Source organism: Halobaculum litoreum (assembly GCF_030127125.1).
Taxonomy (GTDB): domain Archaea; phylum Halobacteriota; class Halobacteria; order Halobacteriales; family Haloferacaceae; genus Halobaculum; species Halobaculum litoreum.
Window position 1 is genome coordinate 1,251,335 of sequence record NZ_CP126156.1, and the last position, 25,345, is coordinate 1,276,679.

Annotated in this window: 24 protein-coding genes and 4 pseudogenes; 9 read left to right on the forward strand and 19 right to left on the reverse strand. The window is 71.5% G+C overall.

Going from position 1 to position 25,345, the window contains the following annotated elements; all coding sequences use genetic code 11:
• Positions 1–106: 106 nt before the first annotated feature.
• Positions 107–2,503: a hypothetical protein gene (locus tag P0R35_RS06740; RefSeq protein WP_284014422.1), complete on the reverse strand. Its 2,397-nt coding sequence runs from the start codon at positions 2,501–2,503 to the stop codon at positions 107–109.
• A gap of 126 nt (positions 2,504–2,629) precedes the next feature.
• Positions 2,630–3,307 carry a DUF6517 family protein gene (locus tag P0R35_RS06745; protein WP_284014423.1) on the reverse strand — a complete coding sequence of 226 codons (678 nt, stop codon included), beginning with the start codon at positions 3,305–3,307 and terminating at the stop codon, positions 2,630–2,632.
• A 147-nt stretch (positions 3,308–3,454) separates the two neighbouring features.
• On the opposite strand from P0R35_RS06745, the gene P0R35_RS06750 reads away from it, so the two are divergent.
• Positions 3,455–4,450, forward strand: coding sequence for a radical SAM protein (locus tag P0R35_RS06750; RefSeq protein ID WP_284014424.1), 996 nt, complete (start codon positions 3,455–3,457; stop codon positions 4,448–4,450).
• Positions 4,451–4,549: 99 nt separating this feature from the next.
• The gene (locus tag P0R35_RS06755; RefSeq protein WP_284014425.1) at positions 4,550–5,113 is read left to right on the forward strand and encodes a hypothetical protein; all 564 of its coding nucleotides are present in this window, start codon (positions 4,550–4,552) and stop codon (positions 5,111–5,113) included.
• 6 nt (positions 5,114–5,119) lie between these two features.
• On the opposite strand, the gene P0R35_RS06760 is transcribed toward P0R35_RS06755, so the two are convergent.
• Complete coding sequence (locus P0R35_RS06760; RefSeq protein ID WP_284014426.1) at positions 5,120–5,656, reverse strand: NYN domain-containing protein; 537 nt, start codon at positions 5,654–5,656, stop codon at positions 5,120–5,122.
• Positions 5,657–5,922: 266 nt separating this feature from the next.
• Between P0R35_RS06760 and P0R35_RS06765 the strand changes: the two genes are divergently transcribed.
• On the forward strand, positions 5,923–7,503 hold the full coding sequence (locus P0R35_RS06765) for a S8 family serine peptidase (protein ID WP_284014427.1): 1,581 nt from the start codon (positions 5,923–5,925) through the stop codon (positions 7,501–7,503).
• A gap of 128 nt (positions 7,504–7,631) precedes the next feature.
• The gene (locus P0R35_RS06770) at positions 7,632–8,090 is read left to right on the forward strand and encodes a DUF5799 family protein (protein ID WP_284014428.1); all 459 of its coding nucleotides are present in this window, start codon (positions 7,632–7,634) and stop codon (positions 8,088–8,090) included.
• Between the two features lie 57 nt (positions 8,091–8,147).
• Here the strand turns inward: P0R35_RS06770 and P0R35_RS06775 are convergent, their stop codons facing one another.
• From P0R35_RS06775 to P0R35_RS06810, 8 genes and pseudogenes are all read right to left on the reverse strand, one after another.
• Positions 8,148–9,134, reverse strand: a complete 987-nt coding sequence (locus P0R35_RS06775; RefSeq protein ID WP_284014429.1) for an isocitrate/isopropylmalate dehydrogenase family protein — start codon at positions 9,132–9,134, stop codon at positions 8,148–8,150.
• Positions 9,127–9,765: a 3-isopropylmalate dehydratase small subunit gene (locus P0R35_RS06780; RefSeq protein ID WP_284014430.1), complete on the reverse strand. Its 639-nt coding sequence runs from the start codon at positions 9,763–9,765 to the stop codon at positions 9,127–9,129. Before P0R35_RS06780 ends, P0R35_RS06775 begins: the two co-directional genes overlap by 8 nt.
• Positions 9,762–11,198 (reverse strand): 3-isopropylmalate dehydratase large subunit, encoded by a 1,437-nt coding sequence (leuC, locus tag P0R35_RS06785; protein ID WP_284014431.1) that lies wholly within the window; start codon positions 11,196–11,198, stop codon positions 9,762–9,764. Before leuC ends, P0R35_RS06780 begins: the two co-directional genes overlap by 4 nt.
• Positions 11,195–11,374 (reverse strand): DUF7989 family protein, encoded by a 180-nt coding sequence (locus P0R35_RS06790; protein ID WP_284014432.1) that lies wholly within the window; start codon positions 11,372–11,374, stop codon positions 11,195–11,197. Before P0R35_RS06790 ends, leuC begins: the two co-directional genes overlap by 4 nt.
• Positions 11,367–12,428, reverse strand: coding sequence for a ketol-acid reductoisomerase (gene ilvC, locus P0R35_RS06795; RefSeq protein WP_284014433.1), 1,062 nt, complete (start codon positions 12,426–12,428; stop codon positions 11,367–11,369). The genes P0R35_RS06790 and ilvC overlap by 8 nt, the downstream gene beginning before the upstream one ends.
• A gap of 9 nt (positions 12,429–12,437) precedes the next feature.
• Positions 12,438–13,127, reverse strand: coding sequence for an acetolactate synthase small subunit (ilvN, locus tag P0R35_RS06800; RefSeq protein ID WP_284014580.1), 690 nt, complete (start codon positions 13,125–13,127; stop codon positions 12,438–12,440).
• Positions 13,128–13,258: 131 nt separating this feature from the next.
• Entirely contained in the window at positions 13,259–15,079 is a 1,821-nt protein-coding gene (gene ilvB / locus P0R35_RS06805) for a biosynthetic-type acetolactate synthase large subunit (RefSeq protein WP_284014434.1), read from the reverse strand.
• 332 nt (positions 15,080–15,411) lie between these two features.
• Positions 15,412–16,620 (reverse strand): annotated as a pseudogene (locus tag P0R35_RS06810) (LeuA family protein); the annotation flags it as partial.
• 287 nt (positions 16,621–16,907) lie between these two features.
• Here P0R35_RS06810 and P0R35_RS06815 point away from each other — a divergent pair.
• A complete protein-coding gene (locus P0R35_RS06815; RefSeq protein ID WP_284014435.1) occupies positions 16,908–17,198 on the forward strand; it encodes a DUF5779 family protein in 291 nt (96 codons plus the stop codon).
• Between the two features lie 34 nt (positions 17,199–17,232).
• Here P0R35_RS06815 and P0R35_RS06820 read toward each other — a convergent pair whose 3' ends face one another.
• The 5 genes and pseudogenes from P0R35_RS06820 to P0R35_RS16405 form a co-directional block, all read right to left on the reverse strand.
• A complete protein-coding gene (locus P0R35_RS06820) occupies positions 17,233–17,592 on the reverse strand; it encodes a cupin domain-containing protein (RefSeq protein WP_284014436.1) in 360 nt (119 codons plus the stop codon).
• 110 nt (positions 17,593–17,702) lie between these two features.
• Positions 17,703–18,245, reverse strand: a complete 543-nt coding sequence (locus P0R35_RS06825; RefSeq protein WP_284014437.1) for a cupin domain-containing protein — start codon at positions 18,243–18,245, stop codon at positions 17,703–17,705.
• Positions 18,242–19,546, reverse strand: coding sequence for a UDP-glucose 6-dehydrogenase AglM (gene aglM / locus P0R35_RS06830; protein WP_284014438.1), 1,305 nt, complete (start codon positions 19,544–19,546; stop codon positions 18,242–18,244). The genes P0R35_RS06825 and aglM overlap by 4 nt, the downstream gene beginning before the upstream one ends.
• Before the next feature lie 97 nt (positions 19,547–19,643).
• Positions 19,644–19,781, reverse strand: coding sequence for a hypothetical protein (locus tag P0R35_RS06835; RefSeq protein WP_284014439.1), 138 nt, complete (start codon positions 19,779–19,781; stop codon positions 19,644–19,646).
• Positions 19,782–20,205: 424 nt separating this feature from the next.
• Positions 20,206–20,439: pseudogene (locus P0R35_RS16405) on the reverse strand (hypothetical protein); the annotation flags it as partial.
• Between the two features lie 58 nt (positions 20,440–20,497).
• Between P0R35_RS16405 and P0R35_RS06840 the strand changes: the two are divergent.
• Complete coding sequence (locus P0R35_RS06840) at positions 20,498–21,178, forward strand: hypothetical protein (protein WP_284014440.1); 681 nt, start codon at positions 20,498–20,500, stop codon at positions 21,176–21,178.
• An 85-nt stretch (positions 21,179–21,263) separates the two neighbouring features.
• A pseudogene (locus P0R35_RS16830) lies at positions 21,264–21,632 on the forward strand (JAB/MPN domain protein-containing protein); the annotation flags it as partial.
• A gap of 141 nt (positions 21,633–21,773) precedes the next feature.
• On the opposite strand, the gene P0R35_RS06845 reads toward P0R35_RS16830, so the two are convergent.
• Positions 21,774–21,983, reverse strand: a complete 210-nt coding sequence (locus P0R35_RS06845) for a ribbon-helix-helix domain-containing protein (protein ID WP_284014441.1) — start codon at positions 21,981–21,983, stop codon at positions 21,774–21,776.
• A 123-nt stretch (positions 21,984–22,106) separates the two neighbouring features.
• Here P0R35_RS06845 and P0R35_RS06850 point away from each other — a divergent pair, with 123 nt between their 5' ends.
• A complete protein-coding gene (locus P0R35_RS06850) occupies positions 22,107–22,433 on the forward strand; it encodes a hypothetical protein (RefSeq protein ID WP_284014442.1) in 327 nt (108 codons plus the stop codon).
• On the opposite strand, the pseudogene aglJ reads toward P0R35_RS06850, so the two are convergent.
• A pseudogene (aglJ, locus tag P0R35_RS06855) lies at positions 22,395–23,370 on the reverse strand (S-layer glycoprotein N-glycosyltransferase AglJ). The gene P0R35_RS06850 and the pseudogene aglJ overlap by 39 nt on opposite strands.
• A 109-nt stretch (positions 23,371–23,479) precedes the next feature.
• On the opposite strand from aglJ, the gene aglG reads away from it, so the two are divergent.
• Positions 23,480–24,418 (forward strand): glucosyl-dolichyl phosphate glucuronosyltransferase, encoded by a 939-nt coding sequence (aglG, locus tag P0R35_RS06860; protein WP_284014443.1) that lies wholly within the window; start codon positions 23,480–23,482, stop codon positions 24,416–24,418.
• Here aglG and P0R35_RS06865 read toward each other — a convergent pair.
• Complete coding sequence (locus P0R35_RS06865; RefSeq protein ID WP_432765041.1) at positions 24,408–25,301, reverse strand: glycosyltransferase family 2 protein; 894 nt, start codon at positions 25,299–25,301, stop codon at positions 24,408–24,410. The genes aglG and P0R35_RS06865 overlap by 11 nt on opposite strands.
• Between the last annotated feature and the right edge of the window lie 44 nt (positions 25,302–25,345).

A 25,345-nucleotide genomic window follows, 5' to 3' on the forward strand; every position in this document is an offset into this window, starting at 1 on the left:
CTCCGCTTACGCTTCTGCGTACTTAACGGGTGTCCTTCCGCCGGGTAGGGCCGACCGCCGGCGGGCCCGCACGACGCCCTCGGGCGGCGCGACGGCGGCTCGCGGCTCAGCGGTCGGCCGCCAGCGCCTGGTCGATCCGGCGCTCCACCTGCGGGAGCCGCCGCTCGACCAGCTCGGGGTGGTCGGGCAGGTTCTCGCGGTTCCGCTCGATGGCGTCCGCAATGGCGGCCGTCCGCTCGCGCAGCCCCCGGAGCCGGTTGTCCGCCGCGGCCGCGTCGCCCGCCTGCGCCGCCTCGTTCGCGCGCCGCGCCGCCTGTGTCCCCGCCTCCAGCGCGCGCAACAGGCCGGTGAACCGGTCCGGCTGGAAGGCGAGGTCGTCGCGGTCGTCACCCTCGTCGTCGGACGCGGTCGTGTTCGTCGTCGAGTCCGTCGAGTTCGTCGACCCGACCCGCCCGGTCGTGGAGTCGGTGGTGTTCGTCGTGTCGGTGGCGTTGATCGTGTCGGTGGTGTTCGTCGTGTCCTCCACCGAGTCGTCGACGTCGTCGGTCGTGGAGTCGGTCTCGTCCACGGTCGTCTCGGCCGTCTCCCGCAGGACGGCCTCGGCGGCCTCCGCGGCGTCGCCCCCCTGCTCGCTCGTGCTGTCGGGGACGTCGACCTCGTCGATGCCGTCGGCGTCGCCGTCCTCGAACACGGCCGCCTGCGCCGTCGTCTCGGTCAGGAGGGTGAGCAGGAACGACGTGAGCGACGCCTTCCCCGTGCGGACGTCCGCCAGCGTCGCCGTCGCCTGGTCGGCGCGGGGGTTCACCCGGAACGCCCCGACCCCGCCCTCGTCGTCCTCGACCTCCGCGGTGTAGGCGCCGTCGCGGTGGGCGTACAGCGACACCTCGCCGGCGTCGGCCGCGTCGGGCGCCAGCGGCGCGTCGTACACCGCGCCGGCGGCGTCGTCGTCGACCCGGACGCGGGCGAGCCCCGGCCCGTCGGCCGCCGGCGACGCCCGCACCTTCACCGCGTCCTCGTTGGCGGCGACGACGACCTCGCCGTCGACGCCGGCGGTCGTCGCCTCCCCGTCGTCGGTGTGGGCGAGGCCCTGACTGTACGGCGCGACGCCGGCCCCGTTGACGGTGAGCCGGTGGTCGCCCTCCGGCACGTCACGAAGCGCGACGACCCCGTTGAACGTCGGCACCGCGACGGGGTCCGACTCCAGCAGCGCGACGCCCTCCACGCGCGGCTCGGCCGTCTCGACGCCGTTGCTGCCGGGCGCGTCGTCGGTGGTCGTCGCCTCCCGGAGCAGGCCGACCACGTCGCCGGCGAGCCCGGTCACGTCAAGGTCGAACCGCTCGGACAGCGCCGAACGGTGGCGCGGGTCGGACACGTCCTCGATCGGGTTCCGGTAGCGCGGCTGGGTCTTCGGCGTCCCCGTCGTCGTGATGTGGGAGGCGATGGCGTCCTCCGCGAAGGAGGGGACCGCGAACTCGAAGGAGAGCTGCGGCCCGGTGAACTCCGCGACGGTCATCTCGGCCATCGGCACCAACTCGTAGGTGTAGTCCGCCTCGGGCGCCGTCTCCGAGCCGTCGAACGCGAACCGGTGGCCCGTCTCGCGCAGCGGGAGGTCGCCCGGCGGCGACGGGAGCCCCGCGAACGACTCGACGGTCATCCCCGCGGGGACGAGGTGGTCGCGCGCGACGTTCGGCAGCTCCGGGTGCTCGTGGATCGGCGCGCCGTCGAGTTCGGGCATCGCGAACGGGAGCCGGTACCCCTCGCCGCGGGGGAGCCCGTACGCGGCGGGCAGGTCGGTGAGCGCGAGCGCGCCGTTGGAGATGTCCGGGATCTCCGTCGTGATCGGGAGGCGCTCGAAGGTGTCCTTCGTCTCGTTGACGCCCAGCGCCGACGAGTGGCTCCCCACCTCGCTGATGACGCTCGCCCGGTCCGTCTCGGGGTCGAGGAACTCGTTGTTCGGCACCGACCGCGAGTGGGCCGACGCGACGAAGAGCTGCGGGACCCCCCGCTCCGGGTCGCCCGACTCCTCCCCGACGTCGAGGAACACCTGGAGCAGTTCCCAGTCGTGCCAGTGGAAGTTGGTCGTGAACTGGTCGAACGCCGAGTAGAACCAGTACTGGACCACCGCCAGATCCGTGTCGGCGTACTCGACGACGTTGTAGAACGCGACGCGGTGGGGCGGCTCGCCCGCCTCGTCGACGTCCCGGGAGTAGCCGTCGAAGGCGGCGAAGCCGTCGAGCACGGACTCGTCGCCGGACTCGGCCGCGTACACGCGGGGGTCCGTCGGGAACCACCGCTCGCCCACGCCGAAGTAGAGGTCCGGCGCGTGGGCCGCCGCGAGCGTCCGCGCGCGGTCGCCCCCGACGGTCGCGGTTTCGACCTCGTCGCCCCCGCCGTCGCCACTCCCGTCGCCGCCGAACAGGCCGGCGCAGCCCGCCGTCGACGCCGCGCCCGCGGCGGCGCCGGCGGCGAGGAGCCGCCGTCTCGTCAGGTGTGTGTCGCTCACTGGTGCTGGAACCCCTGGCTGTCGGCGGGGTTGCCGGGGACGGCTGAAAACTCCGTCGGCCCGCGGGGTCGGCGCCGTCGCCGCGGTCGACGGCCCCCGTGGGGGCGGCCGTGGTCGGCGCCGCGGTCACGCGGACCCCTCGTGGACCAGCGCCCGCATCATCGCGCGCACGTCGGTCTCCTGTCCGGTGAGCACGCTCGGGTAGCCGCCGACGGCGACGACGAAGTCGGGGCCGGCCCGGACCGCCTCGGCGACGTGGAGGGTCACCTGCACCGAGACGCCGTCGGCGACGGTCGCGTCGGCCGTGAACAGCCCGACCGGGGTGTCGGTGCCCAGGACCGTGACCGTCTCCTCGCCCGCCGACCGGAGGTCGCCGATCCCGTCGTAACGGGCCAGCAGGCGCTCGGCCAACTCGCGGGTGCCGAGGTCCCCGACGGGGTTGAACGTCCGGTCGGCGATCTCGACCGCCGGCGTCGACAGCGCTGCGAAGACCGCGCCCCGGATCCGCTCGCCGAGGACGGTCACCGACTTGTCGTACTGTGCGAGCTGGTTCGTGACGACGACCTCGCGGGTCTCGCCGGCGACGTCGAACTCACGGCGGACCTCGACCGGCTCGACGCGGTACTCCGCGAACCCGGTCTCCGCGAGCGTCGCCGCGGGGACCGTCGCCGCCGACGCCGACAGCTCCAGCGGCTCCTCCCCGGCGATGACGCCGAGACAGCCGCTCGTCGCGAGCGCGCCGCCGAGCGCGAGCGTCCCCCCCGCGGCCCGCAGGAACTCCCGTCTGCGTGCCTTTCGTGGCATGCGCAGGGGTGAGCGGTGGAGCGGTATGAGCTTCGTGGTCCGTGGCTGGAGCCCACCACGGAGCGATCCCCCGCGTCAACGCCTCACACGACCGTACGAGGGGTATCGCACCGCTTTTTGCGCTCGGCCCGAAACACCGGGTAACTGATGATCTCGAAGGGCTGTGAACAGTGCTCCAAGGGCGGGAAGATGGTGCTGTTCGTGTACGGCTACTGCGACCAGCGCGACTGCTTCTACTGTCCGCTCGGGGAGAACCGCAAGAACGTCACCGACGTGTACGCCAACGAGCGCCTCGTCGAGTCCGACGAGGACGTCATCGAGGAGGCCAAGCGGATGTCGGCGCTGGGCACCTCGATCACCGGCGGCGAGCCACAGGAGGCGATGGACAAGACCTGTCGGTACCTCCGGCTGCTGAAAGAGGAGTTCGGCGAGGACCACCACACCCACCTCTACACGGGGATCACGGGCGGGCGCGAGAACATGCGCCGCCTCTCGGAGGCCGGCCTCGACGAGATCCGGTTCCACCCGCCGGTCGAGCAGTGGGGCGACCTCCACGGCACCGAGTGGGAGGAGATCCTGTACGTCGCCCGCGAGGAGGGGCTGACGCCCGCGTTCGAGATCCCCGGCATCCGCGCCGAAGAGGAGTTCCTCGAGTTCCTCGACGAGGGCGCCGCCGAGTTCTGCAACGTCAACGAGTTCGAGATGTCCGACGGGAACTACCGCCGGATGCAAGAGCAGGGGTTCGAACTGCAGGAGGGGCACATGTCCGCCGTCGACGGCTCGAAGGAGGCGATCCTCGACGTGATGGGCGACCACGAGCGCGTCTACTTCTGCACCTCCGTGTTCAAGGACGCCGCCCAGCACCGCAACCGCCTGAAGCGGATGGCGCGCAACGTCCGCCGCCCGTTCGACGAGGTGACCGACGACGGCACGCTCGTGTACGGGAAGACGTACGCCACCCCCGAGCGCATCCGCGATCTGGGCGTCCCCGAGGAGTTCTACACCGTGAAGTCGAACCACGTCGAGATCGCGTGGTGGCTGCTGGAGGAGATGGTCGAGGAGGGCGACCTCGACGACGGCGAGATCCTCGAACAGTACCCCACCTACGACGGCACCGTGATGGAGCGGACGCCGCTGGCGTGACCCCGATCCCGTCGGATCGCTTACACCCCGCCGCCGCGTAGCCGCTCCCGTGAACGCGCACCGAAGCGGGTCGAGTGTCGCGGCCGCGGAGCCCCGCGAGTGAGCCGGTACCTCCGGGCGACGCTGTCGGCCCCCGGCGTGCGCGCCGGAGCGGCGGGCGGCCTCGTCACCGCGGCGTCGGCGCTCGTCGGCTACGTCCTCGTGCCGACGCTCGACGCCGGCGGCGCGTTGCGCGACGGCTGGTGGCTGGGGTTCGAGACGTTGCTGGCCGGCGATCCGGCGTACGCGGCGGGCGTCCTGTTCGTCCCGGCGGCCGTCACCACCTGCCTGGGGGTCGGGGCCGCGCGCCGCCGGGGCGCCTCCCGCCGCCGCGCGGCGTTGGCCGTCGGCGGCGGGACCGTCGCCGTCGCCGCGCTCGCGGCGCTCGCCACGTTCCTGTCCGGGGTCCTGTTCGTCGCGGTCACGGTCGCGCTCGCCGCCGGGACGACCGTCGAGGGGGTGTTGGCGTTCCTCACGGTGGCCGTGTTCGGCGTCGCGTTCTTCGGCGTCTTCGGTGTCGTCGCCACCGTCGTCGTCGCCGCGCTGGTGGCCGCCGGCTGCGCGAGCGGCTGCGTGCTGGCGTTCGGCGTCGAACGGGCGCGTCGCGTCGCGCGGCGCTCCTGACGCGACCTACTCCTCCAGCGTCACCGCCTCGTCGGCGCTCCGACGGAGCGCGTCCGACCGCCCGTAGCTCCCCGGCGCGATGGCGAGCGTCCGCAGGCCGTACTCGTTGGCGACCTCCAGCGCCGGCTTGAAGTCCGTGTCGCGTGAGGCGACCGCGACCGTCGCGGCGCGGCGCTCGGCCGCGAACGTCGCCACGTCGACGGCGAGCTTCACGTCCACGTCGCCGCTCGTCGTCACCACCTGGAAGCCGTTGGCCTCGGCGGCCTGGACGAGGCCGGGCGTCGCGTGTTCGTCGAGGTACAGGCGCGCGGTGACGAGGTCGCCCTCGGCGCTCGCGGCCGCCCGCAGGTCCCCGAAGTCGACGTCGAACTCCTCGCGGAACACGTTCGGGCCGTCGACGAACAGCGCGACGCCGCGCGGCCGTGCGGGCGACCCGTCGCCGTCGCGCCACGGCCCCCGCGGCCCGGCGGCCGCCCCGTCGCCGGCCGCGCCGCTCGCGTCGCCGGCGCCCCGACCTCCGAACAGACGGTCGAACAGACCCATGGCCGTCGGTTCGTCGGGCGCCGGATACGAGTTCCGGAACCGATCCCCCTACTTGAGCGTTTTGTTCAGTGACTATTGACGCGATACCAACACGAGGGAGCGGGCCGCGAAACCGGTAGCTCGGTCCGCCTCTCGCCCGTCGCGGGGCACGCGTCGAGACCACGTCATGACCGTTCCTCTCGGTTTATTGATTGTAGTGTCTCGTATTATATTTGTTACAGATACAGTAGAATTAAGTAGGCTCCTCGACCCTGTGAAGTCGTCGCATGACAGACAACACCGAACGTGTCGACACGATGCGTCGTGGCTTCCTCAAACTGACCGGCGCGGTCGCCGGCGCGGCCGCCTTCGGCGGCGTCGCGGCCGCCCGGAAGGGTCGCGCGCCCGGCCCGAAGGAGGGCGAAGTGCTCGTCGGCGTCTCCGTCAGCGCCGACGACATCGAACAGGAGGTCGCACAGTACGTCCCCGGCAACGCCGAGGTCGTCCACAGCAACGAGACGCTCAGCTACGTCGCGGTGAAGTTCCCGTCCGAAGCCGCCGACGTTGCCCGCGAGAACTTCGTCGAGGCGGTGACGAAGAAGGAGAAGATCAAGTACGCCGAGGCGAACGCGACGTACGAGACGCAGCTGGCGCCGAACGACCCGCAGTTCGCCAGCCAGTACGCGCCCCAGCAGGTCAACTCCGACCGGGCGTGGGACACGACGCTCGGCGACTCCTCGGTCACCGTCGCCGTCGTCGACACGGGCGCGCAGTACGACCACCCCGACCTGCAGGGGAACTACGCGTCCGACCCGGGTCGCGACTTCGCCGACGGCGACTCGGACCCGTACCCGGACGTGCCGGGCGACGAGTACCACGGCACCCACGTCTCGGGCTGTGCCTCGGCGGTCGTCGACAACGGCACCGGCGTCGCCGGGCAGTCGAACTCCTCGCTGATCAACGGCCGCTCGCTCGACGAGTCCGGCTCCGGCTCCACCGCCGACATCGCCGACGCGATCCAGTGGGCCGCCGACCGGGGCGCCGACGTGATCAACCTCAGCCTCGGGGGCGGCGGCTACACCTCGACGATGAAGAACGCCGTCAGCTACGCCGACGACAACGGCGCGCTCGTCGTCGCCGCGGCCGGCAACAGCGGCGCCGCCTCGGTCAGCTACCCCGCGGCCTACTCGGAGGCGGTCGCGGTCTCGGCGGTCGACTCCGAGGAGAACCTCGCGTCGTTCTCGCAGTACGGCGACAGCGTCGAGCTGTGTGCGCCCGGCGTCAACGTGCTCTCGACGACGACGGAGGCCCGCGGCGCCTACGAGGAGCTGTCGGGCACGTCGATGGCGACGCCCGTCGCCTCCGGCGTCGCCGGCCTCGCGCTGGCCGCGTGGCCGAACCTGACGAACACGGAACTGCGTGACCACCTGAAGGCGACCGCGGCCGACATCGGTCTCTCATCGAGTCAGCAGGGGAGCGGGCAGGTCGACGCGCTCGCGGCCGTCACGACCGAACCCGGCACGGGCGACGGCGGCGGCGGCGGCGGCGACACGACGAGCGGCTCCGTCGACGGCTCGCTGTCTGGCTCGTACGACTACGACGACTACTCGTGGTCGTGGAACTTCTCCGCGCCGAGCAGGGTCGTCGTCGAACTCGACGGCCCCGCGGACGCCGACTTCGACCTGTACGTCAACACCGGGACGACGCGGAACGCGTACCCGAGCGACTACGACTACGCGTCGTACACGATGGACAGCCGGGAGTCGATCACCATCGACAAGCCGGACACGTCCACCGACATGCAGATCGACGTCGACTCGTACGCCGGATCGGGCAGCTACACGCTGACCATCACCGAGTACCAGTAACGACGCCGACCGACGGGCCGGACCCGTTTCTCCGTGTCGCCGGCCGCCCCACGAGCGACGGCGTCGCCCGCGACGGTTCCCGCCGCGCGAGGGAAACCGACATACCCGCCGATGCCGTGTCGTGACGTATGAGCAACTGGACCGACGCGATCGTCGGCGAGCGCATGACCGTCGACCGCGAGTTCAACCAGCGGATCCAGGGGTCGCAGTTCTCGAACCAGGAGTGGGGACTGATCATGACCGCCACCGAGTTCGAGATCGAACACGCCGACGACCCGGAGCGGGCCCGCATCGTCGCCGACACGTCGAAGCTGCCCCAGATCATGCCGGAGTTGGACAACATCTCCCAGCAGATGGGCGCGATGGCCGGCGGCGGCGACCCCGGCGGCGGCTCCTCGGGCGGCGTGTTCGGCGGCATCGTCGACGACATCAAGAACCTCCTCGGCGGGGGCGGCGGGGGCGGGGGCGTCGACCGCGAGAAGCTGGCGGCGGCCGAGCAGCTCACCCAGGAGTACGCCGACGAACTGCAGCGGCACCTGGAGAACAAGGGCCGCTTCGAGCAGGTCCGTCTCTCCTACCAGGAGTAAGCCGCGGTCGACCGGTGATCGGTCGTTCGGAGGAAGCGATCGGGGTTCTCGCGACCGTTACAGCCGCGCGAGCACCGCGTCGGTCACCTCGCGCGTCGTCGCCTCCCCGCCGAGGTCGGGCGTGCGGGGGCCGTCCGAGAGGACGCCCTCGACGGCCGTCCGGATCCGGGCGCCCGCGTCGTCGTCGCCGAGCGACTCGACGAGCATCGCCGCCGACAGCATCGTCGCCGCGGGGTTGGCGACCCCCTCGCCGGCGATGTCGGGAGCGGTGCCGTGGACCGGTTCGAACAGGCCCCGCTCGGCGCCGACGTTGGCCGACGGGAGCAGGCCGAGCCCGCCGACGAGCCCCGCGGCCAGATCCGAGAGCACGTCGCCCGCGAGGTTGGGGCAGACGATCACGTCGAACTGCTCGGGGTCGAGACAGACGCGTGTCGCGAACGCGTCCATCAGCACGGTGTCGGCGTCGACGCTCGCGCGCTCGGCCTCCCCGAGCACCGTGTCGCGGAACAGCCCGTCCGTCTCGCGCATCACGTTCGCCTTGTGCGCGACGGTGAAGCCGTCGTGTTCGGGGCGCTCGCGCACGTACTCGCAGGCGAACTCGCCGAGGCGTCGCGACGCGGTCTCCGTCACCACGCGCGTCAGCGTCGACACGTCGTCGGTGAGGCGGTCCTCGTGGCCCGCGTACACGCCCTCGGTGTTCTCCCGGAGGAACACGAGATCCGTCTCCGGGCGGAGCGCGTCGACGCCGGGGTACGCCGTCGCCGGCCGGATGTTGACGAACGAGCCGACGGCCTCCCGGAGCGGGAGGATCACGTCCGCGGCCGACTCGCCCGCGGCGCCGAACAGCGTCGCGTCGGCGGTGGCGGCGAGGTCGTACGTCTCCGCCGGCAGCGCCTCGCCCGTCTCGTCGAGCGTCGCGTCGCCCGCCTCGGCCTCCGTGAACCGGTAGTCGCCGACGGCCTCCAGCACCTCGACGGCGGCGGGGACGACCTCCTGTCCGATCCCGTCGCCGGGGATCACCGCGATCTCGGGGCGCTCAGTCATCGGTGTACGGGAGGTCGTCGTGGACGGCCTTCGCGCGGTCGAGGTTCGTGCGCATCACGGCGGTCGTGTCCCAGATGCCCTCCAGCAGCGCCTCCCGCATCGCGTCGGGCACCTCGCCCTCGACGACGGTGCCGTCGTAGCGGACGGTCTCCTCGCGCACGTCGACCTCGATGCCGGCGTCGGGGTTCGCCTCGATGAAGTCCTGCAGCGCGACGGCGTCCTCGTGGTCGACCGCCAGCGTCGCGATCCCCAGCGACTTGCAGTTGTCCTGGAAGATCTCCGCGAACGACTCCCCGACGATGGCCTCGACGCCCCACCGCATCAGCCCCTGCGGGGCGTGCTCCCGGGAGGAGCCGCAGCCGAAGTTCTCGTTGACCGCGAGCACGTTCGCGCCCCGGTACTCGTTGAGCGGGTGGTCGTTGAGTTCGCCGTCGGCGTCGCGGCGCTGGTCGTAGAAGGCGTACTCCCCCATGTCGTCGAAGGTGACCGCCTTCAGGAACCGCGCGGGGAGGATCTGGTCGGTGTCGATGTCGTCGCCGCGCACCGGGACGCCGGTGCCCGCGACCCGCCGGATTGCGGGGACTGCGGCGCCCTCTGCGTCGGGCGCGTCGTCGCCCGCGGGGCCGCTCATTCGTCCACCTCCGTCCCGACGGCGTCGGGGGTGTCGAACTCCCGGACGTCCGTCACGGCGCCCTCGACCGCGGCCGCGGCGACCATCGCGGGCGACATCAGGTGGGTGCGACCCTCCGTCGACCCCTGCCGCCCGACGTAGTTGCGGTTCGAGGAGGACGCGCACACCTCGTCGCCCTCCAAGGCGTCGTCGTTCATCGCGAGACACATCGAACAGCCGGCCTCGCGCCACTGGAACCCGGCGTCCTCGAACACCTCGTCGATGCCCTCGGCCTCCAGTTTTCGCTTGACCGTCCCCGAGCCGGGGACCGCCAGCGCGCGCACGTCGTCGTCGACCTCGCGGCCCGCGAGCACCCGCGCGGCCTCGCGGAAGTCCGCGACGCGACCGTTCGTGCAGGTGCCGAGGAACGCGACGTCGACCGCGTGGCCCTCCATCGTCTCGCCGGGCGTGACTTCGGTGTGGGCCTGCGCGGACGCGGCCGCCTCGGGGTCGCGTGTGTCGGCGGGTTCCGGGACGGCCTCGTCGACGCCGACGACCTGTTCGGGGTTGGTGCCCCACGTGACCTGCGGCGCGAGGTCGTCCGCGTCGACCTCGACCACGTCGTCGTACTCGGCGTCGGCGTCCGAGCGGATCGACTCCCAGTACTCCTTGCGCTCCTCGAACGCGTCCCCCGAGGGCGCGAACTCCCTGCCGCGCAGGTACTCGTAGGTGGTCTCGTCGGGGTTGATGTACCCCGCGCGGGCGCCGCCCTCGATGGACATGTTGCACACCGCGAGGCGGCCCTCCATGTCGAGGCTCCGGATCGCCTCGCCGCCGTACTCGTACACGTGGCCGACGCCGCCGTCGACGCCGAGTTGCCGGATGACGTGGAGGATCACGTCCTTCGCGCCGACGCCGTCGCCGAGTTCGCCGCCGACCTCGACGCGCCGGACGGCCTTCTTGTCGGCCGCGATGGAGCCGGTGGCGAACACGTCGCGGATCTGGCTGGTGCCGATCCCCATCCCGATGGCGCCGAAGGCGCCGTGGGTGGAGGTGTGGCTGTCGCCGCAGACGACGGTCATCCCCGGCTGGACGAAGCCCAGCTCCGGACCGACGACGTGGGCGATGCCCTGCCGCTCGTCGTCGAGGCCGAAGAAGCGGATGCCCGCGTCCGCGGTGTTCTGTTCGAGGTGGGTGAGCATCTCCTCGGCGCGCTCGTCGGCGAGCGGCCGGCTCCTGCCCTCGCTCGTCGTCGGGACGATGTGGTCTGTCGTCGCGACGGTGCGGTCGGGGAACGCGACCTCCATGTCGCGCTCGCGGAGCATCCCGAACGCCTGCGGGCTCGTCACCTCGTGGACGAGGTGGAGGCCGATGAACAGCTGGTCCTGCCCGTTCGGCAGGTCGGCCACCTTGTGCCGCTCCCACACCTTGTCGTACAGCGTCCCCTCGCTCATCGTCCCGCCGTCTCGGTGTCCTCGTCGCCGCGGTGCTCCTCGCCGCGGTGCTCCTCGCCGCGGTGCTCCTCGCCGCGTTCCCACACCGCGTTCGGGTCCGCGGCGCCGTCGGGCGCCTCGTGGTCGACGTCGGCGACGGTGGCGTCGTCGGTCGCGTCGGGTGCGCCGTCAGTCATCCGCGCGTACCTCGGCTCGTTCCTCCTCGTCGTCCGACTCGGTCTCGGCCTCGCCGCCCCACGCGAACAGCGAGCGGAGGTCCTCGCCCACGTCCTCGATGTCGTGGTTCTTCTCGGCTTGCCGAAGCTGCGTGTAGGAGGGCCGGCCGGCCTGGTTCTCGGCGATCCACTCGCGGGCGAAGGTGCCGTCCTGCACGGCCTCCAGCACCTCCTCCATGTTCTCGCGGGCGTGCTCGTCGACGACCGCGTCGCCGCGGACGAGCCCGCCGTACTCCGCCGTGTCGGAGACGGAGTCCCACATCTCGCCGAGCCCGCCCTCGTACATCAGGTCGACGATGAGCTTCAGCTCGTTCAGACACTCGAAGTACGCCATCTCGCGGGAGTAGCCCGCGTCGACGAGCGTCTCGTACCCCTGCTTCACGAGCGAGGTGACGCCGCCGCACAGCACCGCCTGCTCGCCGAACAGGTCCGTCTCGGTCTCCTCTTGGAACGTGGTCTCGATGACCCCCGCGCGGGTGCAGCCGATGGCGTGGGCGTACGCGAGCCCCTCCTCGCGCGCCTCGCCGGTGGCGTCCTGGTACACCGCCAGCAGGCCGGGCGTCCCCTCGCCGGCCTCGTAGTTGCGCCGCACGAGGTGGCCCGGGGACTTCGGCGCGACCATCGTCACGTCGATGCCGTCCTTCGGGACGATCTGGTTGTAGTGGATGTTGAAGCCGTGCGCGAACTGGAGCGTGTCGCCCGCCTCGAGGCCGTCCTCGATCGCCTCGTACACCGCCGGCTGGACGGTGTCGGGGACGAGCACGGAGACGATGTCCGCCTCGGCGGCGGCGACGTCGGGCGTCGCCACGCGCAGGCCGTCGGCCTCGGCGGCCGCGCGCGAGGAGGAGTCCTCGCGCAGGCCGACGATCACGTCCACGCCGGAGTCGTCGAGGTTCTGGGCGTGCGCGTGCCCCTGGCTGCCGTAGCCGAGGACGGCGACGGTCTTCTCGTCGATCTGTGAGCGGTCGGCGTCGTCGTCGTAGTACACGTCGGTGTCGAAGGTCGTATCAGTCATGGATAGGTCTCAATCGTCGTAGTTTGTGAACTCGTCGTCCTCGGTCGACGCCGCCGAGTGGCCCGGCTCCTCGCCGGGCGTCGTCGGGGAGTCCCCGCGTTCGAGCGCGGTCTGGCCGGTCCGGGCCATCTCGATGATGCCGAACTGGTCGAACGCGTCGACGGCGTCGTCGATCTGGTTCTCGTCGCCGGTGATCTGCACCGTGATGGTGCGCGGCCCGGCGTCGAGCGTCCGGCCGTCGTACATCGAGGTGATCGCGTGGACCTTGTCCGGCTCCTGTCCGCGCACCTTCAGGAGCACGAGTTCGGCGGCGACGGCGTCGTCGCTCAACTCGCCCACCGCGATGACGGGCGTGAGCTTCGCGAGCTGTTTCTTCGCCTGGTCGATGCCCGCCTCGGTCTCCTCGACGACGAGCGTGATGCGGGAGTGGCCCTCGACGGTCGTCGGGCCGACGGTCAGGCTCTCGATGTTGAACTGGCGGCGGCGGAACAGCCCCGCCGCGCGGGCGAGCACGCCCGGTTCGTCCTCGACGAGCGCCGAGACCGTCGCGCGGCGCGCCGGCTCGGGCCCCTCGTCGGGCTCCTTGCGGACGCCGTGCTCGTCGCGGCGTCCCGTCGGGTGGGGGCGGTCCTCCGGCCGCGGCCCGGACAGGCCGGTCGTCGGCGTCTCGCCGTCGGCGGGCCGTGCCCGCTCGGCCAGCGGCGACTCCGCCGGGTGGGTCGACCCGCCGTCGGGCGTGGGGTCGTCGGACGCCTGCTCGCGGGTCGCGTCGCGCGTGTCCCCATCGCTCCCCGTTGGCTCCGAGGCCTCGCCTCGTTCGGCCTCGCGGCTCACAGCTGGTCCTCCGCGAGCGCGAACTGGCCGTTCGCCGCGCCGCTGGCGACCATCGGGTAGACGTTCGCCTCGGGGTCGACGTGCGCGTCGACGACGCTGGGGCCGTCGTACGCGAGCGCCCCCTCGACGGCCTCCTCGACGTCGTCGTAGTCGTCGATACGGAACCCCTTCGCGCCGAACGCCTCCGCGAGCGTGTCGAACTCCGGCATCCAGTCGTAGTCGGACGCCATGTGGTTCCCCTCGAAGAAGGCGTCCTGCCACTGGCGCACCATCCCGATGTACTCGTTGTTGAGGACGACGACGGTGACGTCGAGGTTCTCGCGGACCGCGACGGACAGCTCCTGGATCGTCATGAGGAACGAGCCGTCGCCCTCGAAGCTGATCACCTGCCGGTCGTCGTCCGCGGCGACGCGCGCGCCGATGGCCGCGGGCAGGCCGTACCCCATCGTCCCCAGCCCGTGGCTCGAGACGAACGTGCGCGGCTCGCGGTACGTCCAGTACTGTGCGGCCCACATCTGGTGTTGGCCGACGCCGGTCGTGACGTACGCGTCGTCGTCGGTGGCGGCGTCGAACGCCTCGACCACGAACTCCGGGCGCACGGGGGCGTCCGTGTCGATGGCGTAGTCCATCGGGTACTCCTCGCGCCACGCGGCACACTGCTCGCGCCACTCGGCGGGGTCGGGCGCGTCGCCGTAGCCGATGGCGGCGTCGAGCTGGTCGATGACCGTCGCCGCGTCGCCGATCACCGGGTAGTCGGCGTGGACGTTCTTCGACACCTCGGCGGGGTCGATCTCGACGTGGACGACCTCCGCCTCGGGCGCGAAGGTGTCGACGCCGCCGGTGAGGCGGTCGTCGAAGCGGGTGCCGATGGCGATCAGGCAGTCGGTGTGGGTGATCGCCATGTTGGCGTAGCCGGTGCCGTGCATCCCCGCCCACGACAGACAGAGGTCGTCGTCCTCGGGGAAGCTCCCGATGCCGGGCATCGTCGTCACGACCGGGATACCGAACTCGCGGGCGAACGCCCGCGCCTCCCCGGTCGCGTCGCCCTTGATCACGCCGCCGCCGAACAGACAGAGGGGCCGCTCGGCGCGCTCGATGGCGCGGGCGGCCGCCTCGACCTGCTCCTCGTCGGCCTCGGGCGTCGGCACCGAGCGCTTCGGCGGCGTCGGCTCCCCGACCGGGCGGTCGGTCTCGCCGAAGCTCACGTCCTTCGGGAGGTCGACCAGCGTCGGCCCGGGACGGCCGGTGTTCGCGAGCGCGAACGCCTCGCCGACCGTGCGGCCGACCTCGTCGGAGTCGCTGGCGAAGTAGTTGTGCTTCGTGATGGGCGCGGTGACGCCGACGGTGTCGGTCTCCTGGAACGCGTCGGAGCCGACCATGTCCGAGGGCACCTGCCCCGTCAGCGCGAGCATCGCGTCCGAGTCCATCGACGCGTCCGCGATACCCGTGACGAGGTTCGTCGCGCCCGGGCCGGACGTGGCCATGCAGACGCCCGGCTCGCCACGGACGACGCCGTACGCGTCCGCGGCGTGGACCGCCCCCTGCTCGTGGGCCATCGTGATGTGCTCGACCGTCGACGCCGACAGCGCGTCGTACACGGGCATGATCGCCCCGCCCTGCACGCCGAAGGCGGTCTCCACGCCCGCGGCTTCGAGGGCGGCGACGACGGCGTTCGCGCCCGTGCCGGGCACCCGGGTCGCCGCCTCGTGTCGCCGCGCCGCCGCCTCCTCGTCGGTCGCTGTTCGCCCCGTCGCCTCGGCGTCGCTCGCCGCCTCGTCCGCGTCAGCGGACGATTCGGGGGTCGCTGGCTCGCTCATGATCGTCGGCCTCCTGTGTGTGTCATCGTGTCGCAGTCGGTGGTCGCCGTTCGCTGGTGGTCGGTCGATACTGCCGTGGGGGGTGGGTGGTGTGGGGGCGTCAGGCCCCTACGATACCCGCGATCCCCGCGAGAAGGGCGACGACACGCTCCCCGGACGCCGGGCGACCGGCGGTCGTGTGGGTCGGTGTCGTCATCTCGCGTGCGGCTACCGGCTCGGCCGGCATAACCGTGTCGCGGCTGGCAACGATTGCACGCGCCCGCCGGACGCGGGCGGCCGTGCGAGCGGCCGTCGCCGGGGCCGTGGGGGTCGCGGTCGCTCCCATCGCCGGCTCAGACGCGGGCCTCCCGCTCGCGCTCCTCCTCGTCGTCCATCTCGGCGACGCCCTCCTCGCGGGCGAACCGCTCGACGTCGGACATCGTGACGCGGCCCTCCGCGCCGGCGTCCTTCACGCGTCGGGTGACGGTCCGGACCTGCGACTCGGTGGGGTCGAACCCGGCGTCGGTCAGCCGCTGGCGGACCGAGTGGGTGCCGGTGTGTTTCCCCATCACCAGCTCCCGGGTCGCGCCGACCATCTCGGGGGTCATCACGCCCGGCTCGAACGTGTCGCTGTTCTCGATGACGCCGGCGGCGTGGATGCCGGACTCGTGGCTGAAGGCGTTGCGCCCGACCACGGGCTTGTTCGGCGGCACCGCGATGTCGCTGGCCTGCTCGACCATGCGAGACACCTCGGTGATCCGGGTCGTGTCGATGCCGGTGTCGGCGTCGTACAGCGACTCGGCGGCCATGACGACCTCCTCGAGGGCGGCGTTGCCGGCGCGCTCGCCGATGCCGTTGACCGACACCTGCATCTGGTGGGCGCCGGCCTCGACGCCGGCCAGCGCGTTCGCGCCGGCCAGCCCGAAGTCGTCGTGGGTGTGGACGTCGATGCGGGCGTCGGTGTGCTCGCGGACGACCTCGATGAGGTCGCCGAAGCGGCCGGGGGTCGCCACCCCGCAGGTGTCGGGGATGTTGATCCAGTCGACGCCGACCTCGTCGACGGCCTCGATCACCTCGGTGAGGAACGGCTCGCCCGTCCGGGTCGCGTCCATCGGGGAGAACATCACCTCCGCGCCGGACTCCGCGGCGCGTTCGACGGCCGCCACCGCGCGCTCTTTCACCTCCTGGCGGGTGGCGTGCATCGAGTCTTCGATCTGCACGTCGCTCGTCGAGACGAACGTGTGGATCATCCCGACGCCGCTGTCGATGGCGGCGTCGATGTCGCCGTCCACCACGCGGGCGAGCCCGCAGACGGTGGTGTCGGTGGCGGCGGCGATGTCGCTGACGGCCTCGAACTCCGCGTCGGAGTTCACCGGGAAGCCCGCCTCGATGACGGACACGCCCAGTTCGTCGAGCGCCGTGGCTATCTCTCGTTTCTCCTCGTAGGTGAACGACGTTCGCGGCGACTGTTCGCCGTCACGCAGCGTCGTGTCGAAGATACGGACCGAATCGAACTCGTCAGTTGCACGAAGCGTGCCCTGGAAGAACTCGTTCCGCCGGACTGGTTACCGACGAGTCCTGTTGATGGGACATCGATCCATGCGAGGCCGGAACTCCTTGTAAAGCGTTGTGGTCAGACAGCCGCGTGCCGCGGCCGGGATTCGTCACGAACGATCGGGAGACAGCGAGATCGCACGACGGCAACGGGTATCATCTCGTCTGTGGTGTTCGTAGATCCTTATACACATGGTATTGACGAACGGCCGGTCGCGGCCGGGCCCCTCGCCGGTCGGACGACCGTCGGACGGGCGTCCGAACCCTTTTAGTACGACACTCCGTGCCCGCTCGTATGAGCGATTTCGGGCTCGACCTCCGCGAGGCGGAGGAGTTCATCGAGTCGGAGGGGACGGTGGGGGACGTGGTCTTGGGGGTGCTCGACGGGACGACCGAGCCCGAACACTGGGTCCGCAACGTGGAGTACGGCAACGTGCTCGTGCTGGCGGTCGAGGGCGACCTCAACGAACGCGCCAGCGGCTTCGCGCGGGAGGTGAAGGACATGGGCGGGGAGTTGACCCACTTCCGCGGGTTCCTCATCGTGTCGCCGCCGAACGTCGGCATCGACACCGAGCGCCTCGACTGAGACGGCCGACGGCGCCGCGACCGCCGACCGTCGGTCAGGGCGCGCCGAAGGCCAAGTACCGACACGGCTCGTCGCCGACGGCCACCGGCGGCGCCGGCGGCTCCGGGGGCACGACGACCGCCTCGTTGGCCCCGACACGGAGCGACGCCCCGTCGTCCGGGAGCCGCAGTTCGCCGGCGAGCACGAACAGGAGCCGTTCGACCGGGGTCCCGCGGTGGGTCGCCGGGGCGAGGCTGTCGCCCGGGGCGACTTCGCGCACGGCGGCGTCGACGGGCGCGTCGCCGGCCGCCTCCGCGAGCAGCCGCTCGACACGCTCGGGGGCCGGTCCCGCGCCGTCGTCGGCGACCGAGAGGCGTCTGTACGTCCGGTCGGAGGCGTCGTCGCGGGGAGCCATGGCGGCCGTACCGGACACGCAGGCTTAAGCGACTCTGCAAGCACGCTGTCACTCGTCGGAACGCGGCCGACGGTAACGGGACCACAGGACCCGCCGACAGCGACCGCTCCCTAGCCGGCGAAGCGGTCGGTCTCGGCGCCGCACGCCGCACACGCGAGGACGTACTCGACGGCGTCCGGGGCCGCGCCCTCGCCGGTCTCCTCGACGCGGTACTCCCTGTCGCCCACCGTCCCGCAGTCGGGACAGCGCTCCTCGATGACCGCGCCGTCGGCGTCCTTCGGCGCGCCGACCGCGAGGAACCGGCACGGCTCGTCGCCGACGGCGACCGCCCGGTTCGGGGCGTCGCGCGGGACGAAGAACGCCTCGTCCGGGCCGACGCGGAACTCGCCGTCGGGAGTCTCGACGGCCAACTCGCCGGCGATCACGTAGAACAGCTCCTCGTGGTCGGGGTGGCGGTGGTACCCCCACGGCACCGGCTCGCCGGGGTCGGCCTCGTAGTAGTTACAGCCGAACAGGGAGACGCCGAGCGCCTCGTCGAGTTCGCGCTTCACGCGCGTCGGGTTCGGCGTGTTCGCCACGTCGTCGACGGCGACCAGCCGGTAGTCGTGGGCCGCGCCGTCGGCGTCGCCATCGTTGCCGGCGTCCTCGCTCACCACGTCAGCCCCTCGTAGGTGAGCCCCTCGCGCCGCTCGACGATCCGCCGGCCGTCGACGACGACCGGCTCGGCCATCGCGTCGAACTCGGCGTCGAGGGCGGCGAACTCGTCCCAGTCGGTGACGACGACCGCCGCGCGCGCGCCGTCGAGCGCGGCCGCCGCGGAGTCGGCGTACTCGACGTCGGGGAACACGGCGCGCATGTTCTCGGTCGCGACGGGGTCGTAGCCGACGACCGTCGCCCCGCGCTCGCGCAGCCCCTCGATCACCGGGATCGCGCGGGAGTTGCGCACGTCGTCCGTGCCGGGCTTGAACGAGAGCCCGAGGACGGCCACGCGCTCGCCGGCGACGTCGACGTGCTCGTCGAGGAGGTCGAGGAGGAGGCCCGGCTGGCGGTCGTTGACGTTCACGGCCGCCTGGAGCAGTTCCGGTTCGTAGTCGGCCGCGCGCGCCGCCGCGATGAGCGCGTCGACGTCCTTCGGGAAACAGGAGCCGCCCCAGCCGACGCCGCTGCGGAGGAACGACGCGCCGATGCGGTCGTCGAGGCCGATGGCCCGCGTCACCTCGTAGGAGTCGACCCCGTAGCGCTTGCAGATGTTCCCCAGCTCGTTGGCCAGCGACACCTTCGAGGCAAGGAAGGCGTTGTTGGCGTACTTGATCATCTCGGCCTCGCGGGTGCCGGTGTCGACGACGGGCACCTCGTGGTCGAGCGCCGCCCGGAGGGGTTCGTACGCCTCGTGGAGCAGGTCGGCGACGGCCGGGTCGTCGTCGTGTCCGAAGACGAGTTTGTCCGGGTCGAGGAAGTCCGCGACGGCGGTGCCTTCGCGCTGGAACTCCGGGTTGACGCCGACGTGGAGCGTCTCCCCGACGGTCAGGCCCGCCGCGTCGGCGACGGCCGGCCCGAGCAGGTCCGCGGTCGTCCCGGGGATGACGGTGCTCTTGACGACGACCGCATGGTCGTCGGCGTCCGCGTCGGCGAGCGCCTCCCCGGTCATCTCCGCGGCCGCCTCGGCGACGCTCGTGTCGATGCTGCCGTCCTCGTTCGACGGGGTCTGTACCGCGAGGAACGTCAGGTCGCTCTCCGGCACCGGGTCGTACGCGGTGGAGGCGACGAGGCGGTCGCCCGCCGTCCGGGCGACGCGCTCGTCGAGCCCGGGCTCGTGGATCGGCGACCGGCCGTCGTTGATCGCCGCCACGCGCTCCTCGTCGATGTCCACGACCGCGACGTCGTGGCCGAGGTCGGCGAAGCAGGCGGCGACGCTGGCGCCGACGTAGCCGGCCCCGATGACGCTGATCTCCATCGCCGAGTAGTGGTCCGGCGGCTCGGATACGTCTTTTCGTTTCCCCACCCCCGCCGCGACCGCGACGGCCGATGCCCCGCTCGGGCGGCCCGTACGGTCACTCCGCCGCGGGGAGCAACACGAGGTGGTGGCCGTCCGGGTCGTACAGCTCGACCGAGCCGTCGGGCGACTCCCGCACCGTCACCGAGGGGAGGTCGCCGAAGGCGTGGTCGGCGCGGGCGGCCGGTTCGCGCACGCGGACCGCGAGGTCGACGTGGACGCCGCCCCGGGCGTCCGCGAGCCCGGCAGGGTTCCCACAGCTCCACGTCGAACTGGCGGTCGGCGCCGGTCGGGCCGCGCATCCGGATCCGGCGGCGGTCGTCGCCGCGGTCGACCGTCGAGAACCCGAGCGCCGCCCAACACTCGCTCGCGAGGTCGACGTTCGCGACCTCCAGCACCACCTCGAACACCCCGACCAGCCCCGGGCCGGTGCCGTCGGGGGCGGTGCCGCCCACCTCCGGCGCGTGGCCGTCGGCGTCCTCCAGGTACAGCGAGCGGAACGAGCCGAAGTCGACCTCGGGGGCGTCGGGGAACCGCGCGCGCCACGCCGGGTAGTCGCGGCCCGGCACCTCGAACGCGAAGTGGGTGTGGAGGCCCCCGCGCGGGACCGACGCGGGGCGTCTGAGGACGAGTTCGGTCCCGCCGACGTCGAAGGCGGCCTCCGTCGCGGTCCGACGCGTGGGCACGAGCCCGAAGGTGTCGGCGTACCACGACGCGGCGCGACCCAGATCCGTCACCTCCAGCGCCAGCGAGGCGAGCGCGGGGTCGGGGTCCGCCGGGGGCGCGCGCTCCGACTCGTCTGTGGCCGACTCCTCGCGCTCCGGCTCCGGTCCCGGATCGGTGTCCGCGGGCATCTCGTGTGTCGATCCGCCGGCACCCCACTTAAGCCCGCCCCGCCCGTCGTGTCGAGCGATGCCGATGAAAGGATCCGGCGAGGCCGACCTCGCCGTGGTGGACGAGTTCGACGGCGGCGTCGGCTGGATCGCCTACCCCGACGAGACGATGGAACGCGCGAGCCACGCGCTCTCCGTGGACGGCGACATCTGGGTGCTCGACCCGGTCGACGCCGACGGGGTCGACGACCTCCTCGCGGACCTCGATGGGGAGGTGGCCGGGACGGTCGTCTGCCTCGACCGACACAAACGCGACGCCGCGGCGGTCGCGACCCGCCACGACGTTCCGGTGTACGTGCCCGAGTGGATGACCGGCGTGGCCGCGAAGCTCGACGCGCCGGTCGAACGGTTCGGCCGCGAACTCGGCGGACTGCGCGCGATCACGGTGCGCGACTCGTCGCTCCCGCCGTGGCAGGAGGTCGCGCTGTACGACGAGGCCGGCGGCACGCTGTACGTCCCCGAGGCCGTCGGGGCGTCCGCGTACATGCGCACGGGCGCGGAGACGATCGGTGTTCACCCGATGCTCCGCCTGACACCGCCGCGACGGGCGCTCGGCGACCTCGACCCCGACCGGGTGCTGTGCGGTCACGGCGCGGGCGTGCTCGACCACGGCGGCCGGGAGCTCGCGGCCGCCCTCGACAGCTCCCGCGGCAACGCGCCCGGCCTGTACGTCCGGAGCATCAAGTCGCTCCTCGGGTGACCCCGGACCCGTGACTCCCGACGAGGAACGCGCCGGCGACGGCGGCGACGCGCCCGACGGTCGCGAGTGGGACGACCCCGAGAGCGTGCGCGCCGACCGTGCCGACGGCCCCGCGGCGGTCCACATCACGGCGGACCTCCTCTCGCTGCTGCTCGAGCGCGCCGCCGCCGCGGACCCCGACGACGAGAACGTCGTCCTCGACGCCAGCGCCGCCGGCGACCTCGTCGACCCGCCCGCGGATCTACCCCCCGAGACGCCGGTGTTGACGCACTTCTACTTCCCCGGCGCCGGCGGCTCCGTGTCGAAAGTGTTCGGCATGGACCTCGGCCGTCCCGCGGGCCGCGCGCGGTTCCTCTCGCACCCGGACGGCGACCGGCGGCTCACCGAGGAGGACGACCTCGCGGCGACGGTGCTGGTCGCGATCCCGCCGTACGACGTCGCCGACGTCGTCGCGTACGACCGCCGCGGGCGTCGTCGCGACCTCGTGGTCGTCGACGCGGTCCCCCCGAGGAACGGGTCGACGACGTGGACTGACCCGACGGTCGCCGCCCGGCCCTCGCCGGCGGCACCGTCGGCGCGGCGTGCGGTCGCGTCGCTACTTCAGGTAGCCGAGGTCGCGGAGCTGTTCGGTGATCTCCTCGAACTCGGCCTCCGACAGCGACCCGCGCTTCTGGTGTTGGATCACGATGCTCCGGAGGAGGAACCGCACGAGGTCCGAGGTCGACGAGAAGCTCGTCCCCTCGAGCGTCTCCTCGACGCGCTCCGCGAGGTCCTTCGGGATGGAGACGGTGGTGTAGTCGGTCACGGTCCGTGAGACGGGTGCGTGCCCGATAAGCGCGGCGGAGGCCGGGCTTCGCCGGCGTGTCCGCCGTCCCCGGCGGCGTCGGTGCCCGGCCACTTTAGTCCCCGGAGGGACAACACGGGACCGATGGCAGCCAGACCGCCACAGGGGGACAGCGGGGAGCCCGAGTCGATCGAGTTCGGCATCGCGGCGCTCGACGCGCGCCTCGACCGGGCGGCCGTCGTGTTCCCGGCGACGACGGAGGAACTGATCGCGGCGATGGACGACACCGACGTGCCGTACGACGCCGCCGGCAACACCCTCGACGTGGCGGCGACGCTCCGGGAGCTGCCGGCCGAGCGCTTCGAGTCCGAGCGGGCGCTGCTCAACAGGCTCCACCCGGTGTTCGAGGAGAAACGTCGCAGCGGCGCCGGCTCACTGCTCGGGCGCGTCCGCACGCTGCTGCCCTTCTGAGTCCGCGTCGGCGTCCCCGCGCGCCCTCGCCTCCAGCCGCTCGACGCGGTCGAGCGTCTCCTCGTGGAGCGTGACGAGCAGGTCCGAGAGCACCCCGAAGATGAGCAGTTGGATCCCGAGGATGATCCCCACGCCCGACACGACCGCGAGCACCTCGTGGGAGATGCCGTTCGCGAACCAATCGTAGGCGACGTACGCCGCGAACAGGGCCCCAGACAGCCCCGCCGTGACCCCGACGCTGCCGAAGTAGAACAGCGGGTTCGACGTCTTCGCCTGACGGTAGATCGCCATCAGGATGATCCCGCCGTCCTTCACCGGGTGGAGGTTCGTGTTCGACCCGTCGGGGCGGGGGAGGTACGTGATCGGGACGACCGTCGTGCGGACGCCGTGGCGCGCACACTCCACGGCCATCTCCGTCTCGATCCCGAAGCCGTCGGCGGACAGGCGGAGCCGCCGGAACGACGCGACGGTGAACGCTCGGTACCCCGAGAGGATGTCGCCGTACTCCTCGCGGTGGATCAGCCCGAACAGCCCGTTGAACACGCGGTTGCCCACGCGGTTGAGCCCGGTCATCGCGCCCTCGTGCATGTCCGCGAAGCGATCGCCGATGACGTGCTCGGCCGTCCCTTCGCGGAGCGGCTCGAGCATCGCCGCCGCGTCGGCCGCCTCGTAGGTGCCGTCCGCGTCCGCCATCAGCACGTACGGCGCGTCGACGTACGTCGCGACCGCCTCGCGGATCGCCTGGCCCTTGCCGGTGCCGGACTGGATCTCAACGCGGGCGCCCGCCTCGCGGGCGCGGTCGCGCGTGCCGTCCGTCGACCCCCCCGTCGATCACGAGGACGTTCTCGTAGCCGTGGGACCGGAAGTCCGCGACGACGTCCGCGACCGTGGCGGCCTCGTCGTACGTCGGGAGGAGCACACAGACGTCGTCGGTCATGGTGACGCGTCGTTCGGGGGGGCGGGATAGGGGTTTCGGGAGCGGGTCGGACGGCCGATCGAGGCGCCGAAGCACAACCGTTATCGGTCGCTTCGAACATCTCCAGTCGATGAAGGTCTCGGTGGTCGTCTGCACCTATTCCATGGACCGCTACGGTCCGTTCTCGGAGTGTGTCGAGAGCGTCCTCGAACAGGAGTACGAACCGCTCGAGGTCGTCCTCGTCGTCGACGGCAACGAGGCCGTGTTCGACCGCGTCGTCGAGGACTTCGGCGACCGGGACGGTGTGGTCCTCCACTGCAACGACGAGAACCGTGGCATCTCCTACAGCCGGACGAAGGGGGGTGAGCTGGCGAGCGGGGACGTCGTCGCGTTCATCGACGACGACGCGACGGCCGAACCGGACTGGGTGGCTCGGTTGGTCGACGTGTACGAGTCCACCGACGCCATCGCCGTCGGCGGCGACGTCCTCCCGGACTGGCAGACGGCGAAACCCGACTTCTTCCCCGAGGAGTTCTACTGGCTCGTCGGCTGCGTGGAACCCGGGTTCGCCGAGGACGGCGAGGAGGTGCGCAACACGTACGGATCCAACATCTCCTACCGTCGCGAGGCGTTTCTGGAGGTCGGCGGCTACGACCCGAACACGGGCCGAAAGGGGGACAAACACCTTCAAGCGCACGAGGCGCCGGTCGGGATCCGGCTGATGAACGAGTACGGCCGGGGGATGGTGTTCACCGAGGACGCCGTCGTCCACCACAAACTGTTCGACTACCGCGGCGACTTCCGCTGGCTCGTGTTCCGGTCGTTCTGGCAGGGGTACTCCAAGCGGGTGATGGACCTGCTGTACCCGGACGCGCCCGACAACAAGAGTGCGTATCTGAGGCAACTACTGACGCACTTCGTTCCCCAACGGCTGAGGGGATTGGTCCGGTCGCCGTCGCTGCCCGCTGTGAAGCAGTTGGTGTGCATCGGTGTATTCACTGCGGCCGTCGGGCTGGGCTACGTGTACGCGATGACCACGCCGGACGTCGTCGGGCGGGCTAACTCGTAGGAGGACCTCTCTCGCGCTTCTCGCCGAACAGGAACTCGTAGTAGTAGCCGAATCCGCGACACGCCAGCATCGCGAACGACAGGAACGCGAAGGCGAGCCGTGTGAACGGTGATTCTGGCCCTTCGGCGTCCTCACCGCCGCCAGAGCCGGTCGGCGTCGGCGGCACACCGGGACTCCCGTAGCGCTCTGGGTAGTAGCGTTGCTTTTGACAGAAGCCTCTCCCAACTCGGACATTCTTTTTTGCCAATGCTCGGAACGATGTTCTCGCAGGGTGGTAGACGACCGCCTCCTCGACGTAACCCTGCTCGTACCCGGCATCGTGGACGCGCTCGCCGAATTCCTTGTCACCTCCCGATATCAGGCGACTGTCGAACGGACCGACGTCATCGAACACCTCCCGGCGGACCAAGAGTGCGCACGTTGGTGCGTATCGTTGTTCCTCAAGGTATTGTTCGATTGGGAACCCAGTGTGGGCGTTGTACCAACCGACGAGGGTGGTCTTGGGCAACGTCAACTCGACGCGACAACCCACATAGTCCAGTCCTCGTGTCTCCATCACCCGTAGCGCCGTCTCAAGCCAGTCCTCGTCGACCGTCTCGTCGGCGTCGAGAAAGGCGACGATGTCACCTTCGGCGCGTTCGATCCCCTTGTTTCTGGCCGCGTACGACCCCTGTGTCTCATCCTCAACGAGGAGCTGGATGTCGTCACGCCCGTTGATGATCCGCCGGATCACCGAGCGAGTTCGATCGGTCGACCCGTTGTCCACGATCAGGATTGTATGGTCCGAGCCACTCTGTGTGACGAGCGACTCAGCCGTCGATTCGATCCCTTCTGGATCGTTGTACACCGGGACGATCGTCGTCGCGGATTGTCCGGATACCATGGTAGTTCCCGAGCACCCTTGGCACTCACCCCCCGGCGCCTGAT

Coding starts and splice junctions, on each gene's coding strand:
- P0R35_RS06745 (WP_284014423.1), bottom strand. CDS start 3,307: ATGCCACGAAAGGCACGCAGACGGGAGTTCCTGCGGGCCGCGGGGGGG.
- P0R35_RS06750 (WP_284014424.1), top strand. CDS start 3,455: ATGATCTCGAAGGGCTGTGAACAGTGCTCCAAGGGCGGGAAGATGGTG.
- P0R35_RS06760 (WP_284014426.1), bottom strand. CDS start 5,656: ATGGGTCTGTTCGACCGTCTGTTCGGAGGTCGGGGCGCCGGCGACGCG.
- P0R35_RS06765 (WP_284014427.1), top strand. CDS start 5,923: ATGACAGACAACACCGAACGTGTCGACACGATGCGTCGTGGCTTCCTC.
- P0R35_RS06770 (WP_284014428.1), top strand. CDS start 7,632: ATGAGCAACTGGACCGACGCGATCGTCGGCGAGCGCATGACCGTCGAC.
- P0R35_RS06775 (WP_284014429.1), bottom strand. CDS start 9,134: ATGACTGAGCGCCCCGAGATCGCGGTGATCCCCGGCGACGGGATCGGA.
- P0R35_RS06780 (WP_284014430.1), bottom strand. CDS start 9,765: ATGAGCGGCCCCGCGGGCGACGACGCGCCCGACGCAGAGGGCGCCGCA.
- leuC (WP_284014431.1), bottom strand. CDS start 11,198: ATGAGCGAGGGGACGCTGTACGACAAGGTGTGGGAGCGGCACAAGGTG.
- P0R35_RS06790 (WP_284014432.1), bottom strand. CDS start 11,374: ATGACTGACGGCGCACCCGACGCGACCGACGACGCCACCGTCGCCGAC.
- ilvC (WP_284014433.1), bottom strand. CDS start 12,428: ATGACTGATACGACCTTCGACACCGACGTGTACTACGACGACGACGCC.
- ilvB (WP_284014434.1), bottom strand. CDS start 15,079: ATGAGCGAGCCAGCGACCCCCGAATCGTCCGCTGACGCGGACGAGGCG.
- P0R35_RS06815 (WP_284014435.1), top strand. CDS start 16,908: ATGAGCGATTTCGGGCTCGACCTCCGCGAGGCGGAGGAGTTCATCGAG.
- P0R35_RS06820 (WP_284014436.1), bottom strand. CDS start 17,592: ATGGCTCCCCGCGACGACGCCTCCGACCGGACGTACAGACGCCTCTCG.
- aglM (WP_284014438.1), bottom strand. CDS start 19,546: ATGGAGATCAGCGTCATCGGGGCCGGCTACGTCGGCGCCAGCGTCGCC.
- P0R35_RS06840 (WP_284014440.1), top strand. CDS start 20,498: ATGCCGATGAAAGGATCCGGCGAGGCCGACCTCGCCGTGGTGGACGAG.
- P0R35_RS06850 (WP_284014442.1), top strand. CDS start 22,107: ATGGCAGCCAGACCGCCACAGGGGGACAGCGGGGAGCCCGAGTCGATC.
- aglG (WP_284014443.1), top strand. CDS start 23,480: ATGAAGGTCTCGGTGGTCGTCTGCACCTATTCCATGGACCGCTACGGT.
- P0R35_RS06865 (WP_432765041.1), bottom strand. CDS start 25,301: ATGGTATCCGGACAATCCGCGACGACGATCGTCCCGGTGTACAACGAT.